This window comes from Luteococcus struthionis (assembly GCF_048595755.1).
Taxonomy (GTDB): domain Bacteria; phylum Actinomycetota; class Actinomycetes; order Propionibacteriales; family Propionibacteriaceae; genus Luteococcus.
Window position 1 is genome coordinate 1 of the sequence record NZ_CP184360.1, and the last position, 19,583, is coordinate 19,583.

General features: G+C 64.3%; 11 protein-coding genes and 3 rRNA genes. 1 reads left to right on the forward strand and 13 read right to left on the reverse strand.

Annotated elements, in window-relative coordinates:
• Positions 1-73: 73 nt before the first annotated feature.
• From rrf to ACOAMO_RS00055, 11 genes are all read right to left on the reverse strand, one after another.
• A 5S ribosomal RNA gene (rrf, locus tag ACOAMO_RS00005) occupies positions 74-190 on the reverse strand.
• Between the two features lie 103 nt (positions 191-293).
• Positions 294-3,394 (reverse strand): 23S ribosomal RNA (locus ACOAMO_RS00010).
• A 330-nt stretch (positions 3,395-3,724) separates the two neighbouring features.
• Positions 3,725-5,242: ribosomal RNA gene (locus tag ACOAMO_RS00015) — 16S ribosomal RNA — on the reverse strand.
• The 16S, 23S and 5S rRNA genes sit together here, the layout of an rRNA operon.
• A gap of 794 nt (positions 5,243-6,036) precedes the next feature.
• Entirely contained in the window at positions 6,037-7,299 is a 1,263-nt protein-coding gene (gene tyrS / locus ACOAMO_RS00020; RefSeq protein WP_420175558.1) for a tyrosine--tRNA ligase, read from the reverse strand.
• A 59-nt stretch (positions 7,300-7,358) separates the two neighbouring features.
• A complete protein-coding gene (gene argH / locus ACOAMO_RS00025; RefSeq protein WP_420176930.1) occupies positions 7,359-8,774 on the reverse strand; it encodes an argininosuccinate lyase in 1,416 nt (471 codons plus the stop codon).
• Positions 8,775-8,888: 114 nt separating this feature from the next.
• On the reverse strand, positions 8,889-9,368 hold the full coding sequence (locus ACOAMO_RS00030; RefSeq protein WP_420175559.1) for an arginine repressor: 480 nt from the start codon (positions 9,366-9,368) through the stop codon (positions 8,889-8,891).
• Positions 9,365-10,618 (reverse strand): acetylornithine transaminase, encoded by a 1,254-nt coding sequence (locus ACOAMO_RS00035; protein ID WP_420175560.1) that lies wholly within the window; start codon positions 10,616-10,618, stop codon positions 9,365-9,367. Before ACOAMO_RS00035 ends, ACOAMO_RS00030 begins: the two co-directional genes overlap by 4 nt.
• A complete protein-coding gene (gene argB, locus ACOAMO_RS00040; RefSeq protein WP_420175561.1) occupies positions 10,615-11,529 on the reverse strand; it encodes an acetylglutamate kinase in 915 nt (304 codons plus the stop codon). Before argB ends, ACOAMO_RS00035 begins: the two co-directional genes overlap by 4 nt.
• The gene (gene argJ, locus ACOAMO_RS00045) at positions 11,526-12,698 is read right to left on the reverse strand and encodes a bifunctional glutamate N-acetyltransferase/amino-acid acetyltransferase ArgJ (RefSeq protein WP_420176931.1); all 1,173 of its coding nucleotides are present in this window, start codon (positions 12,696-12,698) and stop codon (positions 11,526-11,528) included. The genes argB and argJ overlap by 4 nt, the downstream gene beginning before the upstream one ends.
• A gap of 41 nt (positions 12,699-12,739) precedes the next feature.
• Positions 12,740-13,786 (reverse strand): N-acetyl-gamma-glutamyl-phosphate reductase, encoded by a 1,047-nt coding sequence (gene argC / locus ACOAMO_RS00050; RefSeq protein WP_420175562.1) that lies wholly within the window; start codon positions 13,784-13,786, stop codon positions 12,740-12,742.
• Positions 13,787-13,852: 66 nt separating this feature from the next.
• Positions 13,853-14,428 carry a TetR family transcriptional regulator gene (locus ACOAMO_RS00055; RefSeq protein WP_420175563.1) on the reverse strand — a complete coding sequence of 192 codons (576 nt, stop codon included), beginning with the start codon at positions 14,426-14,428 and terminating at the stop codon, positions 13,853-13,855.
• 142 nt (positions 14,429-14,570) lie between these two features.
• Between ACOAMO_RS00055 and bioB the strand changes: the two genes are divergently transcribed.
• A complete protein-coding gene (gene bioB / locus ACOAMO_RS00060; protein WP_420176932.1) occupies positions 14,571-15,617 on the forward strand; it encodes a biotin synthase BioB in 1,047 nt (348 codons plus the stop codon).
• A 152-nt stretch (positions 15,618-15,769) separates the two neighbouring features.
• Here bioB and pheT read toward each other — a convergent pair whose 3' ends face one another.
• Both pheT and pheS read right to left on the reverse strand, forming a co-directional pair.
• On the reverse strand, positions 15,770-18,295 hold the full coding sequence (gene pheT, locus ACOAMO_RS00065) for a phenylalanine--tRNA ligase subunit beta (RefSeq protein WP_420175564.1): 2,526 nt from the start codon (positions 18,293-18,295) through the stop codon (positions 15,770-15,772).
• Entirely contained in the window at positions 18,292-19,404 is a 1,113-nt protein-coding gene (gene pheS / locus ACOAMO_RS00070) for a phenylalanine--tRNA ligase subunit alpha (RefSeq protein ID WP_420175565.1), read from the reverse strand. The genes pheT and pheS overlap by 4 nt, the downstream gene beginning before the upstream one ends.
• Positions 19,405-19,583: the final 179 nt, after the last annotated feature.

The following is a 19,583-nucleotide window of genomic DNA, read 5'->3' on the forward strand; positions in this document are numbered from 1 at the left end:
GTCGTGAACGTAATTCACCCCTCCGGGATGGTGGTCACCGTAGTGAACACTCCCGAAGGGGTGAATATTATAAGTCCGGCGGCGTCCTAGTCTCCCACAGGATCCCTCCTGCAGTACCATCGGCTCTAAAAGGCTTAACTTCCGGGTTCGGAATGGGACCGGGTGTTTCCCTTTTGACATGGCCACCGAAACACTATGGAGATATCTCGTAACCAGACACCCACCTGGTGGTGGGGGTTGGTTCCCGACCGTATCTCGGGAACCACACAGTGGACGCGTAACATCTTTGTAGGTAGTACAAGCCCTCGGCCTATTAGTATCGGTCAGCTCCACACATTGCTGTGCTTCCACATCCGACCTATCACCCGGTGGTCTGCCGGGGGCCTTACCAGATTAATCTGTGGGAACCCTCATCTTGAAGCGTGCTTCCCGCTTAGATGCTTTCAGCGGTTATCACTTCCCAACGTAGCCAACCAGCCGTGCCCTTGGCAGGACAACTGGCACACCAGAGGTTAGTCCGTCCCGGTCCTCTCGTACTAAGGACAGCACTTCTCAAGATTCCTACGCGCGCAGTGGATAGGGACCGAACTGTCTCACGACGTTCTAAACCCAGCTCGCGTGCCGCTTTAATGGGCGAACAGCCCAACCCTTGGGACCGACTCCAGCCCCAGGATGCGACGAGCCGACATCGAGGTGCCAAACCATGCCGTCGCTGTGAGCGCTCGGGCAAGATCAGCCTGTTATCCCCGGGGTACCTTTTATCCGTTGAGTGACGGCGCGTCCACATGCCACCGTCAGATCACTAGTCCCGACTTTCGTCCCTGCTCGAGGTGTCCCTCTCACAGTCAAGCTCCCTTGTGCACTTACACTCAACACCTGATTGCCAACCAGGCTGAGGGAACCTTTGGGCGCCTCCGTTACCTTTTGGGAGGCGACCGCCCCAGTCAAACTACCCATCAGGCACTGTCCCTGAACCAGATCATGGTCCTAGGTTAGATATCCAGAACAGCCAGAGTGGTATTTCAACGATGACTCCACAACCACTGGCGTGGCCGCTTCACAGTCTCCCACCTATCCTACACAAGCTGTACCGAACACCAATACCAAACTATAGTAAAGGTCCCGGGGTCTTTCCGTCCTACTGCGCGTAACGAGCATCTTTACTCGTAATGCAATTTCGCCGAGTTCATGGTGGAGACAGCGCCCAAATCGTTACTCCATTCGTGCAGGTCGGAACTTACCCGACAAGGAATTTCGCTACCTTAGGATGGTTATAGTTACCACCGCCGTTTACTGGGGCTTAAGTTCACCGCTTCGACTAGCGTCTAACAGTTCCCCTTAACCTTCCAGCACCGGGCAGGAGTCAGTCCGTATACGTCCTCTTTCAAGTTGGCACGGACCTATGTTTTTAGTAAACAGTCGCTTGGGCCTGGTCTCTGCGACCATCAACGCTTCCCCCAGCAAGTGGGTTCACGCATCAGGTCCCCCTTATTCCGAAGTTACGGGGGTATTTTGCCGAGTTCCTTCACCATGATTCTCTCGATCGCCTTGGTATTCTCTACCTATCCACCTGAGTCGGTTTGGGGTACGGGCGGCTCACAACTCGCTCACGAAGCTTTTCTAGGCAACATAGGATCACTCACTCATCCGACACAGTCGGACTCCCCATCATGTCTCAGGCACACAGACGGCGGATTTGCCTACCGTCAACCCTACACACTTGGCCCGGGACAACCATCGCCCGGGATGAGCTACCTTCTTGCGTCCCTCCGCAGCTTGCCTACTACACACTTGGTTCACAGACTCGCCACCACATCACCCGAAGGATCCGTGACAGCTCGCGTGCTTAGCATCATGCGCCTCAGCATGGACGTTGTTTCGCCGGTACGGGAATATCAACCCGTTGTCCATCGACTACGCCTGTCGGCCTCGCCTTAGGTCCCGACTTACCCAGGGCAGATTAGCTTGACCCTGGAACCCTTGGATATTCGGCGGACGGGTTTCTCACCCGTCATTCGCTACTCATGCCTGCATTCTCACTCGTGTGCTCTCCACGACTGGGTCACCCCGCCGCTTCACCGCGCACACGACGCTCCCCTACCCACCCACACACCTGCCACGAATGGAGGTTATTGTGTGAGTGCCACAGCTTCGGTGGATAACTTGAGCCCCGCTAAATTGTCGGCGCGGAATCACTTGACCAGTGAGCTATTACGCACTCTTTCAAGGATGGCTGCTTCCAAGCCAACCTCCTGGTTGTCTGCGCAACTCCACATCCTTTTCCACTTAGTTATCGCTTAGGGACCTTAGCTGATGATCTGGGCTGTTTCCCTCTCGACTACGAACCTTATCGCCCGCAGTCTCACTGCCACGCTCTCACTTTCCGGCATTCGGAGTTTGGTTGATTTCGGTAAGCTGTTGGGCCCCCTAGACCATCCAGTGCTCTACCTCCGGAAAGAAACACGCGACGCTGCACCTAAATGCATTTCGGGGAGAACCAGCTATCACGTAGTTTGATTGGCCTTTCACCCCTATCCACAGCTCATCTCCTCGGTTTTCAACCCAAGTGAGTTCGGTCCTCCACGACGTCTTACCGTCGCTTCAACCTGGCCATGGATAGATCACTACGCTTCGGGTCTAGAGCGTGCGACTCAAACGCCCTGTTCGGACTCGCTTTCGCTACGGCTTCCCCACACGGGTTAACCTCGCCACACACCACTAACTCGCAGGCTCATTCTTCAAAAGGCACGCCGTCACCCCGCAGGGCTCCGACGGATTGTATGCGATCGGTTTCAGGTACTATTTCACTCCCCTCCCGGGGTACTTTTCACCTTTCCCTCACGGTACTTGTCCGCTATCGGTCACCAAGGAGTATTTAGGCTTAACGGGTGGTCCCGCCAGATTCATGCAGAATTTCAGGGGTTCCGCACTACTTGGGGTAACGCTCACAAGTGATCAACTTACGTCTACGGGACTCTTACCCTCTCTGGTCTGCCTTCCCAGACAGCTCAACTTCATCGATCATTTCTTACTTGCCGACCACATGACAGTATGGTCCAAGCGGCCCCACAACACCGCATGTGCAACGCCTGTCAGCTCTCACACACACACGGTTTGGCCTCTTCCGCTTTCGCTCGCCACTACTCACGGAATCACGGTTGTTTTCTCTTCCTATGGGTACTGAGATGTTTCACTTCCCCACGTTCCCTCCAACTGCCCTATACATTCAGGCAGAGGTTGCCGGACATGACTCCGGTCATTTCAAGGTTTCCCTATTCGGAAATCCACGGATCACAGCTCGTTTACCAGCTCCCCATGGCTTATCGCAGGTTACAACGTCCTTCATCGGCTCTTGGTGCCTAGGCATCCACCGATCGCACTTAGTAGCTTGTAAAAATCTACAAAGATGCTCGCGTCCACTGTGCAGTTCTCAAAATACGGGCGGCACCACAACCTCACACCAACCAGGCGATCAGTTCGTGGCCCGACAGAAAGACCGCCGCAAAGCGACCAGCCCTTCAGGACCCAACAGCGTGCCACACCCAACCCCGGACCATGCCACTTTCCACTCCCCCACCACAGCAGGGGCTGTACTCACAACACACTCCAAAACATCAGGTGCATCAGTCAATGTTCCACAAACCAGAGCCACCCAGCCACAAACACATGTTGTGGAACCAGATGAAATGACAACCCCACCAAGGGGATTGTGCAAGCTCCTTAGAAAGGAGGTGATCCAGCCGCACCTTCCGGTACGGCTACCTTGTTACGACTTAGTCCTAATTACCAGTCCCACCTTCGACAGCTCCCCCCACAAGGGTTGGGCCACTGGCTTCGGGTGTTACCGACTTTCATGACTTGACGGGCGGTGTGTACAAGCCCCGGGAACGTATTCACCGCAGCGTTGCTGATCTGCGATTACTAGCGACTCCGACTTCATGGGGTCGAGTTGCAGACCCCAATCCGAACTGAGACCGGCTTTTTGGGATTCGCTCACCCTTACAGGCTCGCAGCCCATTGTACCGGCCATTGTAGCATGCGTGAAGCCCTGGACATAAGGGGCATGATGACTTGACGTCATCCCCACCTTCCTCCGAGTTGACCCCGGCGGTCTCCAATGAGTCCCCACCATAACGTGCTGGCAACATTGGACGAGGGTTGCGCTCGTTGCGGGACTTAACCCAACATCTCACGACACGAGCTGACGACAGCCATGCACCACCTGTGTACCGACCAAAAAGGGGCACCCATCTCTGAGTGTTTCCAGTACATGTCAAACCCAGGTAAGGTTCTTCGCGTTGCATCGAATTAATCCGCATGCTCCGCCGCTTGTGCGGGGCCCCGTCAATTCCTTTGAGTTTTAGCCTTGCGGCCGTACTCCCCAGGCGGGGTACTTAATGCGTTAGCTGCGGCACGGATCACGTGGAATGTGACCCACACCTAGTACCCACCGTTTACGGCGTGGACTACCAGGGTATCTAAGCCTGTTTGCTCCCCACGCTTTCGCTTCTCAGCGTCAGGAAAGTCCCAGAGAACCGCCTTCGCCACCGGTGTTCCTCCTGATATCTGCGCATTCCACCGCTCCACCAGGAATTCCGTTCTCCCCTAACTTCCTCTAGTCAGCCCGTATCGAAAGCAGGCTCAGAGTTAAGCCCTGAGTTTTCACTTTCGACGCGACTAACCGCCTACAAGCTCTTTACGCCCAATAATTCCGGACAACGCTCGCACCCTACGTATCACCGCGGCTGCTGGCACGTAGTTGGCCGGTGCTTCTTCTGCAGGTACCGTCACAAAAGCTTCGTCCCTGCTGAAAGCGGTTTACAACCCGAAGGCCGTCATCCCGCACGCGGCGTTGCTGCATCAGGCTTGCGCCCATTGTGCAATATTCCCCACTGCTGCCTCCCGTAGGAGTTTGGGCCGTATCTCAGTCCCAATGTGGCCGGTCGCCCTCTCAGGCCGGCTACCCGTCGAAGCCTTGGTGAGCCATTACCTCACCAACAAGCTGATAGGCCGCGAGTCCATCCCAATCCGCCAGAGCTTTCCAACACCCACCATGCGGCAGGCACTGAATATCCAGTATTAGCCACCGTTTCCGGCGGTTATCCCAGAGACTGGGGCAGGTTACTCACGTGTTACTCACCCGTTCGCCACTCGTGTACCCCGAAGGGCCTTACCGTTCGACTTGCATGTGTTAAGCACGCCGCCAGCGTTCGTCCTGAGCCAGGATCAAACTCTCCGTTGAAAAATATCGACACCCACCCACACAAAGCAGGCAGGAACGTCGTCAATCAACAATGAATCCAACCACTGACAAAGAACACCAAAAACTGGCATTCCAATCAATAATCATACTCAAAGAAACCCAACCACCAACCAAACACCCACCACCACAAAGACGGCAGACATCCAATCAATGGCACGGGAAAAATAAGGCATTGACTTTAGACACGCTGTTGAGTTCTCAAGATCCGGGCGCGACCCGCACACCACCCACCACCAGGTGAGATCCGCTTGGGGCGACTCGATCAAACTTACCTGCTTTGCATTTCAGCGTCAAGCTGAACCTGCTCGGCAGATCCGGTTCCACTCCGAGGAGCTTCCCCTGCCGCTCGAAGCGGCCTGATCTACTCTAGACCTTCGAACGATCCTTGTCGAATCGAGATTTCGTTGGCCTTGGGAAGATCATGAACACAATCTCTTGCGTCCTGGGCTCTCCCCTGTAGAACTTGCCGCCGTTTTGGCGACTCGAACTACTTTATTCATTCGGCCTTCCAAGGTCAAATCCTTGTCTGGCCTCCCCCTCACGCCGCGCTCGAGCCGGACGCATCGCGTCCAGTCGGTGTGTGTGAGGTGGAACCCGTGGGTTCGCGGCTCCTTTGCCCTGGGGCTCCGGTTCCGCGTCTCTCCGACGAGGCTTGGAATACATTAGGCAGTACCTGCCGAGAATGCAAGTTCGGGCTGCGGTAAGTTCCACCACAGCCCGAAATGGCTTGTCAATCCCCCGTCAGGGCTCCCGCGGTAGCGCAGCGGGGTGGCTCAACCACCGATCTGCAGACCGCCCACCGTCTTCTTGCCCCGTCGCAGCAATACATAGCCGTCAGCCAACAGGTCCTCGGAGCTGATGCGGCGGTCGGGATCGGTAACCTTCTCGTTGTTCAGGTAGGCACCCCCCTCGTCGACCGCACGGCGAGCGGCGGACTTCGAGGCCACGACGCCGGCGAGCGCCATCGCGTCGACGATCGTCGGCAATTCCGGCCCCTCGCAGGTGACGGCCCCGATCTCCTTCATCAATGCCTGCACCGTCGAGGCAGGAAGCTCTCGCAACTCTCCCCTGCCGAAGGCGGCCTGGGCGGCAGCCACCGCCGCTTCGCGTTCGGCAACCGAGTGGACCAGGTCAGTGATGTCATCGGCGAGAGCCTTCTGCGCGGCGCGGCGGAAGGGTTCGGTCTGCGTCAGGTGGTCGAGATGTTCGATCTCGTCGCGGTCCCGGTCACTGAAGACCTTGAGGTAGTCGATGACCTTCGCATCCTCCGCGTTCAGGAAGAACTGATGGAAGGCGTAGGGCGAAGTCATCTCGGGGTCCAACCAGACGGTTCCGGACTCGGTCTTGCCGAACTTGGTTCCGTCGGCCTTGGTCAGCAGCGGGGTGCACAGGCCATGCACCTTGGCCCCCTCACTGCGACGAATGAGCTCGACACCCGAGGAGATGTTGCCCCACTGGTCGGAGGCGCCCGTCTGCAACGTGCAGTTCTTGGTGCGGAAGAGCTCGCGGTAGTCCAGGGACTGCAACAGGATGTAGCTGAACTCGGTGTAGCTGATCCCCGACTCCAGGCGGCTGGCCACCACGTCCCGGGCAAGCATCCGGTTGACGCTGAAGTACTTGCCGACGTCACGCAGGAAGTCCAGCGTCGAGAGGTCCTTGGTCCAGTCGTAGTTGTTGACGACCTCGGCGGCATTGGAGCCCTCGAAGCTCACGAAGCCGCTGACCTGGGAACGGATCCGCTCGACCCACTGCTCCACGACCTCCTTGGGATTGAGGTTGCGCTCGCTCGACATGCGTGGGTCACCGATCAGGCCGGTGGCACCGCCCACCAGCAGCAGCGGCTTGTGGCCGGCATTCTGCAGTCGACGCCAGACCATCAACTGCACCAGGTTGCCGAAGTGGATGCTGGGTGCCGACGGATCGAAGCCGACATAACCGGTGATCGGTCCCTGGTCGAGGTGCTCGGCAAGAGCGGCCTCGTCAGTGGACTGGTACACCAGTCCCCGCCACTTCAGTTCATCCAGTACGGCATTCACGCGCTCCACCCTAATGGACCTTTCCTCGTGCTGCCCGCAGGGCCGCCGTCACGTCGGCCTCAGGAGGCCCGGACCGGTTCCCACCCGGCCAGACGCTCCTGGAGCTGGGCCAGGACGGTACTGCATTCCAGGAGCTGGCTGCGCACCGCCGATTCGGCGGTGCCGCCGCGTCCATCGCGGGCATTGATCGAGCCGCTCACGCTCAGCACCTCGAGCACCTCTGCGCCCAGGTGTTCGTCGATCCTGGGCAGGTCATCGGCGGTCAGGTCGAACAGTTCGATCTGGCGCGCCTCGCAGTACTGCACGGCCTTGCCCGAGATGTCATGCGCCAGGGCGAAGGGCACGCGTTGGCGAACCAGCCAGTCGGCAACGTCGGTGGCCAGGCTGAAGCCCTGCGGCGCACGCTCGGCCATGCGCTCGCTCTGGAAGCGCAGCGTCCCGATCATGCCCGCCATGGCAGGCAACAGCATGTGCAACTGGTCCAGCCCGTCGAACAGAGGTTCCTTGTCTTCCTGCAGGTCACGGTTGTAGGCCAACGGAAGACCCTTGAAGGTGGTCATCAGACCGGCAAGATTGCCCACCAGGCGGCCGGCCTTGCCCCGCGCCAGCTCGGCCACGTCGGGATTCTTCTTCTGCGGCATGATCGACGAGCCGGTCGACCAGGCGTCGTCGAGCTGGGCGAAGCCAAACTCGACCGTCGCCCACAGGATGACCTCTTCGCTCACGCGGGACAGGTCGACGCTGATCTGCGCCAGCACCCACGCTGCCTCCGCCACCAGGTCGCGAGCAGCGGTTCCGTCGATGGAATTCGGCACCGAGGAGTCGAAACCCAGGTCCTGGGCAACCGCCTGTGGGTCGAGCCCCAGGGAGGTTCCTGCCAGGGCAGCCGAACCATAGGGCGAGACCGCAAGCCGACGATCCAGGTCGGTGATCCGATCGATGTCACGCAGCAGCGGCCAGGCATGGGCCAGGAGGTGGTGCGACAGCAGCACCGGCTGGGCGGACTGCAGGTGGGTGCGCCCCGGCATCGGGTCACCCAGGTGCCGGGTGGCCTGGGAGTGCAAGGCCTGCACCACCTCGGCCACCTCACCGGCGATGGTGCGCAATTCCTCGCGAAGATAGCTGCGGACCAGGGTGGCGATCTGGTCATTGCGTGAGCGACCCGCGCGGAGACGACCTCCCAGTTCGGGGCCGACCACCTCGATCAGGCCACGCTCCAGGGCGCCATGCACGTCCTCGTCGCTGGGCGCGGGCCCGAACTCCCCGCTGACCACCATCTGGTCGAGCTTCGCGATCCCCGCCACCAGGTCGCTGTGCTCCTGCTCGGTCAACAGCCCGGCGCGCTGCAGTGCGTGCGCGTGCGCCACCGAGCCCGCCAGGTCATGACGGGCCAGCCGCCAGTCGAACTGCGTCGACTTGCTCAGTGCGAACATCGCCTCGGCCGGCCCTCCGGCAAAGCGACCTCCCCAGAGCATTCCCTCGGCGTGGCCTTCTTGCTTGCTGTTCACGAGTTCTCCTCTGGTTCGGTTCTCGGTTGATCGTAGCGATGATCGGCCCGCCGGGCCGGGGCGGACCGTGGCTCGGCGCGGTCAGGCGGGGGTGCCGCCACCCATCTCCATGAAACGGGCGGCCAAGCTCTCCCCGCCCCGTGGATCGCGGGTGACCAGCAGCACCGTGTCGTCGCCGGCGATGGTTCCCATGATCTCGCTCCAGGCCACCTTGTCGATTGCCGATGCCAGGTACTGCGCGGCGCCCGGCGGGGTACGCAGAACCACCATGTTGGCCGACGCGTCGGCCCCCAGCAGCACCTCCTGGGTCAGGCGTGCCAGCCTGGCTTCCAAGCCCCCCGCATCCGGGGCGGTGTCGGCGCCCGGCGCTGCGTAGACGAGATTGCCCTTCGAGCCACGGATACGGACCGCGCCGATCTCCAACAGGTCCTTGCTCAGCGTCCCCTGGCTCACCGAGATGTCCTCGGCGGCCAGCAGCTCGGCCAGCTCGCTCTGGCTGGAAACCTCACGGGACTCCACCAGTGCGAGGATGCGGGCCTGTCGACTGGCGCGGCTGGTCATCCCTGGGCCCCCCGTGGGGCGGCAGCCTCCAGCGCGGTGGGCAGGGCCGCGACGAAGCTGTCGAGCTGCTCCGCCGTGGTCACCAGCGCAGGGGCGATGCGCAGCACGTCGGGCCGCGGGGCATTGGTGATGAAACCGGCCTCCAGCAAGGCGTCATGGGTGGCCGCGGCGCGAGCGTCCGACAGCACGATGCCGCGCAGCAGTCCCTGGCCTCGCACCTGCTTGATGGCTGGGTGCCCCAGGGCCATCACCTGCTCGGCGAGGCGCTCCCCCAGCTGGGTCACGTGCTCCAGCAGACCCTCGGACTCGATCACGTCGAAGACCGCCAGCCCGGCGGCCGCAGCGACGGGGTTTCCACCGAAGGTGGTGCCGTGGGATCCGGGGGTGAACAGGTCGGCTGCCGGCCCCGTGGCGATGCAGGCACCGATGGGGAAACCATTGCCCAGTCCCTTGGCCATGGTCACGAGGTCTGCGGTGATCCCACTCGGGGTGTGCGCCAGCCAACTGCCGCAGCGCCCCATGCCGGTCTGCACCTCGTCGATCCACAGCAGGGCCCCCTGCTGGGTGGTGATCTCACGGGCTGCGGCCAGGTAGCCGCCGGGGGCGGGAATGACCCCGTTCTCGCCCTGGACGGGCTCCAGGACGACGGCGGCGACCGTCTCGTCGACGGCGGCGCGCAGCGCCTCGACGTCGCCGTAGGGCACGAAGGTGACCTCACCGGGCAGCGGTTCGAAGGGCTTGCGGTACTTCTCGCTGGAGGTGATGGCCAACGCACCCATCGTGCGGCCGTGGAAGGAACCCTCCATCGCGATGATCTTGGTGCGCCCGGTCAGGCGGGTGGCCTTGAAGGCCGCCTCATTGGCCTCGCTGCCCGAATTGGTGAAGAAGACCTTGGCCGCGAGCTCCGGCGAGTTCACCGTCACGATGGCGGCCAGCTTCTCGGCCAGGGCGATCTGGGCGGGCGTCGCGAAGAAGTTGGAGACGTGACCCAGGGTCGACAGCTGGCTGGTGATGGCCGACAGGACCGCCGGATGGGCTTGGCCGAGGGCGTTGACGGCGATGCCACTCAACAGGTCGAGGTAGCGCCTGCCGTCGGCATCCCAGACGTGGACTCCCTCGCCTCGGACGAAGACGCGCTTGGGCGCGCCGAAGGTGTTCATCATCACGTCGCCGTAGCGGCCAATCAGTTCGGCCTGACCGCCAGCCTTGTCCGTGTGTTCGGGGTTGCCAGTGTGTTCGGGCTGGTTCATTTCTGGTCCTTCTTGCCGGGGTCGGCGACCACCATCGTCCCCAGGCCGTCATTGGTGAAGACCTCCAACAGGAGGCTGTGCTGGACGCGCCCGTCGATCACGGTGGCGCGGGGCACCTTGCCCTGCACGGCCCGAAGGCAGGCCTCCATCTTGGGTCGCATGCCGGACTCCAGGCTGGGGAGCATCTCGTGCAGTTCACTGGCCGTGATCTGGGTGATGATCGAGTCCTGGTCGGGCCAGTCGGCGTAGAGGCCCTCGACGTCGGTCAGCATGACCAGCCGCTCGGCCTTCAGGGCGGCTGCCAGCGCAGCAGCGGCGGTGTCCGCGTTCACGTTGTGCACCGCGCCGTCCTTGTCGGGAGCGACGGTGGCGACCACCGGGATACGTCCGGCCTCGATCAGGTCGAGCACGGCGTCAGGGTTGACCTTGGCCACGTCACCCACCAGACCAAGATCAACATCTTCTCCGTCGACGACGGTGCCGCGACGCTTGGCGGTGAACAGTCCCCCGTCCTCGCCGGACATTCCGACGGCGAAGGGACCGTGCTGGTTGATCAATCCCACCAGCTCGCGACCCACCTGGCCCACCAGCACCATGCGGACCACGTCCATGGCCTCGGGCGTCGTGACGCGGAAACCGCCACGGAATTCGCTGTTGATGTCGAGCCGCTTGAGCATCGACGAGATCTGCGGCCCGCCGCCGTGCACCACGACGGGGCGCACCCCGCAGCGACGCAGGAAGACGATGTCCTCGGCGAAGGCGTGCTTGAGCTCCTCGTTGATCATGGCATTGCCGCCGTACTTGATCACCATGACCTTGCCGGCATACTGCGCCAGCCAGGGAAGCGCCTCGATCAGGATGGAGGCCTTGGAGACCAGCGCGTCGACGTCGTGCTTTCGAGCCAGGGTCATGACGAGTACTCCGCGTTCTCCTTGACGTAGTCGTACGTCAGGTCATTGGTCCACACGGTGGCCTGGTGCGCACCGTGGTTGAGGTCGATGGTGACGTCCACCTGTCGGTCGGACAGGTCCACCAGACTGCGGTCCTCACCGATGGCGCCCTGTCGGTAGACGCAGACACCGTTGAAGAACACGTCCAGGTTCTCCGGCTCGAAGGCGGCCCTCGTGGTGCCCGCGGCGGCCAGGACGCGGCCCCAGTTGGGGTCATTGCCGAAGATGGCGCACTTGAACAGGTTGTTGCGCGCGATCGAGCGGGCGACCTCGAGCGCATCGTCGAGGCTCGCGGCCCCCTTGACGGTGATCGCAACGTCATGGGCGGAGCCTTCGGCGTCGGCGAGCAGCTGCAGGCCAAGGTCACGGCAGAGGGCCGCCAGGGCGGTGGCGAACTCGTCGGGTTGCGGTGCGAAGCCGCTGGCACCTGAGGACATCAGGATGACCGAGTCGTTGGTGGACTGGCAGCCGTCGGAGTCGACCCGGTCGAAGGAGACGCTGGTGGCCTGCTTGAGGACAGTGTCCAGCACCAGCGGCTTGACGTCGGCATCCGTGGTGATCACGACCAGCATGGTTGCCAGTGCCGGCGCCAGCATGCCCGCGCCCTTGGCGATGCCGCCGATGCTCCACCCGTCCGGGCTGGTGTACGAGGCCATCTTGCGCACCGTGTCGGTGGTCATGATGGCCTGGGCGGCATCGGCGCCGCCCTGCACCGAGAGCTTCTCCACGGCCTGGTCGACCCCGGGCAGCAGCTTGTCCATGGGCAGGCGGACCCCGATCAGACCGGTGGAGCACACCGCCACGTCCTTGACGACGCAGTCGATCCCCGCCGCCACCTGGACCGCCGTCTTCACCGAGTCGGCCAACCCGTCCTTGCCGGTGCAGGCATTCGCGCCACCGGAGTTCAGCACCACGGCCTTGAGCACGCCGTCGGCACAGGCGTCGCGGCTCCACTGCACGGGGGCCGCGAAGATTCGGTTGCTGGTGAAGACGGCCGCAGCATCCTGCAGCGGACCGTCATTGACCACCAGCGCCAGATCGGGCTTGCCACTGGCCTTGATTCCGGCGGCCAGTCCGGTGGCCCGGAAGCCCTTGGGCGTGGTGATGCTGCCGGAGCGGTCGACGGGGATGGCGGCGAGTGCCTCGTCACCAAGGTGCTGCGGAAGGCTGGTCACGGTGCGACTCCGATCGTGGTGAGCCCGGTGGCCTCGTCGAGCCCCAGGGCGATGTTCATGGACTGGATGGCTCCACCAGCAGTGCCCTTGCAGAGGTTGTCCAGGGTGCCAACGGCCACCAACCGTCCGGCGTCGGCGTCGAGGGTGGCGTTGACGTGCACGGCATTGCTGCCGACGATGTGCTGGCTTTGTGGCCACTGCCCTTGGGGCAGCACCTGGACGAAGTGCTCCTCGGCATAGGCCTCGACATAGGCGGAGTGGATCTGCTCGGCCGTGACGCCCGGCTTCACCGGCGCGGTGACCACGGCGAGGATTCCGCGTGCCATCGGCACCAGCAGCGGAGTGAAGCTGACGCTCGGGTCGGTGGCACCGAGCTTGCCGAAGTTCTGCAACAGCTCCGGGACGTGCCGGTGCACTCCCCCGACGCCGTAGGCGCTGGCCGAACCGAAGAGTTCGGCTCCGAGCAGGTTGGGCTTGGGGGCCTTGCCGGCGCCAGACGAGCCGGAGGCCGCAGCAACGACGACGTCGTGGCCGTCGACCAGACCATGGGTCAGTGCCGGCAGCAGGGTGAGGGTGGTGGTGGTCGGGTAACACCCGGGCACCGCGATCCGCTTGGTGTCCCTCAACAGTTCCCGCTGGCCGGGCATCTCCGGCAGGCCGTAGGGCCACGTCCCAGCGTGCTCGGACTTGTAGTACTTGGTCCACTGCTCGGGGGACTCCAACCGGAAGTCGGCGCCGCAGTCGATGACCAGCACCTTCTCACCACCCGGCTGCGCAGCGATCTGCTCGGCGACGGGCCCCGAGGTCCCGTGCGGCAGGGCCAGGAAGACGACGTCGTGACCGGCCAGGTTCTCGGCCGTGGTGGGCAGCACCTCTCGCTCGGCCAGCGGCACCAGGTGGGGCTGGTGCTCCCCCAGACGGGATCCGGCGCTGGAGCCCGCGGTGAGATTGCCGATGGTGATCTCGGGATGGCCGAGCAGGAGGCGCAGCACCTCTCCGCCGGCGTAGCCGGTGCATCCGGCGACTGCCACAGTGAACGTCATAGGCATAACTATGCCACAGTTGGAATAACTATTCCTTCGTGTTCCGCGAAGCTGACCCAAAATCGTTCAGCGAAGCAACCCGCTGATCAGCGCACCGATGCCATGCTCGAAGGCCAACCCCTGCTCCACGGGGTCCACCGCCGCACCACTGCCCAGCTGCGCGAAGATCTGCAGATTCTGCTCCTCGGCCACGTGCCCCAGCACCAGGTGCAAGAGGGCTCGCGAACCCCGACGGGCGGCATCCGCCCCAACCACGGGCTCGAGGAGCGCCCGCACCCCAGCCAGCGGGTCGCCCTCACACAGACCGCTCGCCAGGCCGGTGGCCACCAGATCCGCGGAATCCCTGTGCCGCAAGAGCACCTGGCGCAGTCCAACGGCCCAGCCAGCCAGCGCCTCCGCCTCGGACGGCGTGGACTCGACCTCGGGAATCTCGACATCCGACACCTCGACGTCGGGCACCTCCCTCAGGATCCGGTCCGCGACGGCCGCCAGCAGGCTCTGCTTGTTCGCCACATGCCAGTAGAGGGCACCGGCCTTCACCCCCAGGGAATCCGCCAGGCGCCGCATCGACAGATCGGCCATGCCGTACTCGTCGAGGATGCGCACCGCGGCGTCGATCACCTCGTCGCGATCGAGCGCCATGAACCATCTCCTTGCCGTGACCACACCTGACTGGAACCACACACGCTACCGTGTACCCATGAATTGAACACCATTCAATTGGGTGCGGGCGCCGCTGCCTGCATCCCCCACCCACTCAGGAGAAGACGTGGACCTCGATCTCATGACCCAGACCGCCCTCGCCGGCGAGTCGATCACTCCGGAACAGGCGCTGGAGATCCTGCGCTGCCCCGACGAAGAAGTCCTTGCGCTGGTGAACGCCGCCAGCCAGGTGCGCCGCAAGTACTTCGGCAACCGGGTCAAGCTGAACTACCTCGTGAACCTCAAGAGCGGCATCTGCGCCGAGGACTGTGGCTACTGTTCCCAGCGGCTCGGAGGCCAGGCCGACATCCTCAAGTACACCTGGCTCAAGGACGAACAGGTCGAGGACGTCGTCGCCGCCGGGCTGGCCAGCGGCGTCAAGCGGGTCTGCATGGTGGCCTCCGGCACCGGGCCCTCCAACCGGGAGACCGACAAGGTGGCCGGGATGATCGAGAACATCAAGAGTTCCCATCCCGAGGTCGAGGTCTGCGCCTGCCTCGGCTTCGTCACCGACGAACAGGCGGCCAGACTGCGGGCTGCCGGGGCCGACGCCTACAACCACAACATCAACACCGCCGAGAGCCACTACACCGACATCTGCACCACCCACACCTACCAGGACCGCACCGACAACATCGACACGGTCAAGGGCGCCGGCCTGTCCCCGTGCTCCGGCCTGATCGCCGGCATGGGTGAGAGCCACGAACAGCTCGTGGAGGCCGTCTTCGCGCTTCGAGCCATGGGGGTCGACTCGGTTCCGGTGAACTTCCTGCTGCCCTTCGAGGGAACTCCCCTCGAGGGCCAGCGGACGCTGCAACCGCTGGAATGTCTGCGGATCCTGGCCATGGTCCGCCTGGTGCATCCCGACACCGAGGTCCGAGCCGCAGCGGGACGCGAACAGCACCTGCGCAGCCTGCAACCGCTCGCGCTGGAAGCGGTGAACTCGATCTTCCTGGGTGACTATCTCACCAGCGAGGGCCAGGCCGGGCAGGACGACCTGCAGATGCTCGCCGTCGCGGGCTTCGTCGTCGAGGGACACGAGGACGAGGGCGCGCAGCAAGGGCTCGAGCATGCGCAGGTGCCGATCCGCCGTCGCGGCGCGGGAACCGAACTGGCGCCCAACGCCTGACAAAGCAGCAGACGGCGAGCCACCCGAGCCGGTCGAGGCGGCATCCCCATGGGAGACCGGCCTCGACAGGCTCGGCCACCTGACACGCCCCGAGCTCGGCCACCGGACACGACCCCCGAGCCTGTCGAGGGGTCGTGCCCGCCGGGCGTGCGTCACTGCCTGAGTGCCGCCTGGAAGCGCTCCGCGGCGAGCTTCACCGCGGCATCGCGGGCAGCTGCCGCCTCGGTGTCCTTCAGCGTCTTGTCGGCGCCTCGGAAGTGCAGGGCATAGGCAAGGGACTTCTTGCCCTCCCCCACCTGCGGGCCACGGTAGATGTCGAACAGGTGACAGCTCTCCAGCAGCTCACCGGCTCCCTCCACCAGGGCCTGGCGCAGGTCCTCGGAGGGCACCGACTCGTCCACCACCAGCGCCACGTCCTCCTTGGCCAAGGGGTAGCTGGACAGGGCGCTGATCGTGCCGGAACCAGGCGCCCTGGACAGCAGCTGGTCGAGGTCCAGCTCCACCGCGCAGGCCCGCGCCGGCAGCCCGAAGTCCTTGATGGTCTGCGGGTGCAGTTCGCCCACCACGCCGAAGACCTCGCCGTCCACCAACAATTCGGCGCAGCGGCCGGGGTGCCACGGGGTGATCTGGGCATTGCGCCGGCTGATGGTCACCCCCAGTACCTGGGCGGCCGTCTCGGCCAGCGCCACCACATGGGTCCAGTCGGCGGGAACGGCCGGGGCATTCCAGCTGGCTCCCGTCCAGTTGCCCGTGACGATGCCGGCCAGCATCCGCGGCTGCTCCGGCAGGGCCGCCTCCAGCGCGGCGATCTCCTCGTCGGTGGGCCGCCCCGCCACGCTCGGACGTGGGGCCTGGACGGACTCGCCCTTGAGGAAGACGCGCCCGCACTCGAACAGCGCCAGGTCGTCCTGGCTGCGCGAAGTGTTGCGGGCAACGGCCTGGAAGAGGCCGGGCAGCAGGCTGGGACGCAGGTGTGCGTGGGTGTCGTCCAGGGGATTGGCGAGCCTCACCAGCGCACGGCGCGGGTCGTCGTCCTGCGGGGCGATCTTGTGCACGTCGGACTCGGCCACGAAGGGCAGGCTGATCAGCTCGACGAAGCCCAGCTGTGCCACCGCGCGGAGCACGGCACGACGCCCCTGCTGCTCCGGGGTGAGGCCACGGCCGACGGGGGCCTGCGGCACGATGCCCTCGATGGTGTCCAGGCCGATCTTGCGACCAACCTCCTCCACATAGTCGTAGGGGTCCACCAGGTCGGGACGCCAGGTGGGCGGAACCAGAGTCAGGCTGTCGCCCATGGCCGTGACGTTGACGCCCGAGGCCGTGAGGATGTCGATGACCTGCTCACGGCTGGTCTGGGTCCCCAGGATGCGGGCCGGAAGGTCGGCGCTCATCCGCTGCTGCGGCATGGCCGGCACCTCACCGACGATGGTCTCGCCCTGAGCCAGCTGGCCGCCGCCGAATTCGGCCAGCAGCTCGGCCGCGCGCCGGGCGGCGGCGTACCCCAGAGCGGGATCCACGCCGCGCTCGAAGCGGCGGGAGGCCTCGCTGGGCAGCTTGTGGCGACGATGGGCCCGCCCGATCGCCAACGGGTCGAAGTGCGCAGCCTCCAGCACGATGTTGGTGGTCTGCTCGTTCACCTCGGTGGCTTCGCCACCCATCACGCCGGCCAGACCGATCGGGCCGGAACCGTCGGCGATCACCATGTCGTCCTCGCACAGGGTGCGCTTGGCATCGTCCAGCGTGACCAGGGTCTCGCCGACGCTGGCCTGGCGGACCACGATCGCGTCCTGGAGACGGTCGGCGTCATAGGCGTGCAGGGGCTGGCCTGACTCGAGCATGACGTAGTTGGTGACGTCCACCGGCAGGGAGATTGAACGCATGCCGCTGCGCTCCAGGCGCTGCACCATCCACTGCGGGCTCGGCGCAGTCGGATCCACACCCGTCACACCCAAGGCGACGAAGCTGGTGCAGTTGGGGGTCTCGATCCGTACCGGATGCCCCGCCGAACGCGGTTCGGGCATCGCCAGCGCGTAGGGGTCTGCCAGCCGCACGCCGAAGGCCTGGCCGGCCTCCCGTGCCAGACCGCGCAGGCTGAGGCAGTAGCCGATGTCGGGGGTGACGTCCACCTCCAGCACCTCGTCGCCCCCGCCCAGCAGGGGCAGGGCCGCCATGCCCGGCGTCACCGGGGCGCCCTCGATGGCCTCCGGCAGCACGATGATGCCGTCGTGGTCACCGCCCAGACCCAGCTCGTCGGCGGCACACATCATGCCGTCGGAGACGTGCCCGTAGGTCTTGCGCGCCGCGATCGCGAAGTCGCCCGGAAGCACCGACCCGGGCAGCGCGACGACCACCAGGTCGCCTTCGGAGAAGTTGTGGGCGCCGCACACGATGCCGCGGCCGGCGGGGATGGTGCTGCCGTCCTCGGCGGTGGCCTCGGGCCCGTTGTGCTCGGGACCCACGTCGACGCGGCACCAGTTGATGGTCTTGCCGTTCTTCTGCTTCTCGGGGGTGAAGTGCAGCACGCGGCCCACCACGACCGGGCCGCTGACGTCGCCGCCGATGGTCTCGATGCGCTCGACATTGAGTCCGGCGCGGGTCAGGGCTGAGGCGAGCTCCGCGGTGGTGACCTCGTCGGGCAGGGTCACGAGTTCACGGAGCCAGGAAACGGGGGCCTTCATCGGGCTCCTCCCATCAAGGAACGGCTGAATCGGATGTCACCCTCGACGAAGTCGCGCAGGTCGGGGGCCTGGTTGCGTGTCATGACGCTGCGGTCGACGCCCATGCCGAAGGCGAAGCCGGAGTAGACCTCGGTGTCGATGCCACAGGCGGCCAGCACGCGCGGGTTGACCACGCCGCAACCGCCCCATTCGATCCACCCCTCGCTACGACAGGTGCGGCACGGGCGTGACGGGTTGCCGACGCTCTCACCGCGGCAGACGAAGCACTCCACGTCCACCTCGGCGCTGGGCTCGGTGAAGGGGAAGTAGTGGGGGCGCATCCGGGTGCGGATGTCGTCACCGAACATCGCCTTGGCGAAGGCGTCCAGCGTGCCCTTGAGGTGGGCCATCGAGATGCCCTTGTCAACGCACAGGCCCTCGATCTGGTGGAAGACCGGCAGGTGGGTGGCGTCGTACTCATCGGCACGGAAGACCTTGCCGGGGCTGACGATGTAGACAGGCAGATCGCGTTCCAGCAGGGTGCGGATCTGCACCGGGCTGGTGGCGGTGCGCAGCAGGGCACCATTCTCGACCGGGTCGATCCACAGCGTGTCCTGCAGGGCGCGGGCGGGGTGCTCGGGGTGCAGGTTGAGGGCGTCGAAGTTGTACCACTCGGCCTCGGCCTCCGGTCCCTCGACGACCTCCCAGCCCATGCCGACGAAGACGTCGGCCATCTTGTCCATCAGGGCGGTGACCGGGTGCAGGGCCCCCACCGGGTGCTGCACCACGGGCAGGGTCATGTCGACGGTCTCGCTGGCCAGCTGAGCCTCCAGCTCGGCGGCAGCCAGCACCTTCTCCTTGGCGGCGACGGCCTGGTTGATGGCGCCGCGGGCCTTGCCGACTCGGGCCCCGGCCTCCTTGCGGGCCTGCGGCGGCAGCGCGCCGATCTCCCGGTTGGCCAGTGCGATCGGCGAACGGTCACCGTTGTGCTCGATGCGGGCCTGCTTCAGCTCCGCGGTGGTGCCGGCCGCCTCGATCGCGGCCAGTGCGTCGGCCACCATCCGCTCCACTTGCTCGGCCTTCAAGGGGGTCACCTGAACCGGGTCATAATTCGTGTTCGGGCCGCTCATGGGCTCCTCTTCTCGTGGGGATCGGGCACACACGTGCCCGGGGTCTGGCATCGGGGCGACACCCCCGACCAAGGACTTCGCGGACTATCCGGCGTCGTGACACCGATGAGCCTCCCCGCGACCGTCACCCGGCCGGGGGCTCAGAAATCGACGTCCCACCATGGAGCCGAGACTACCAG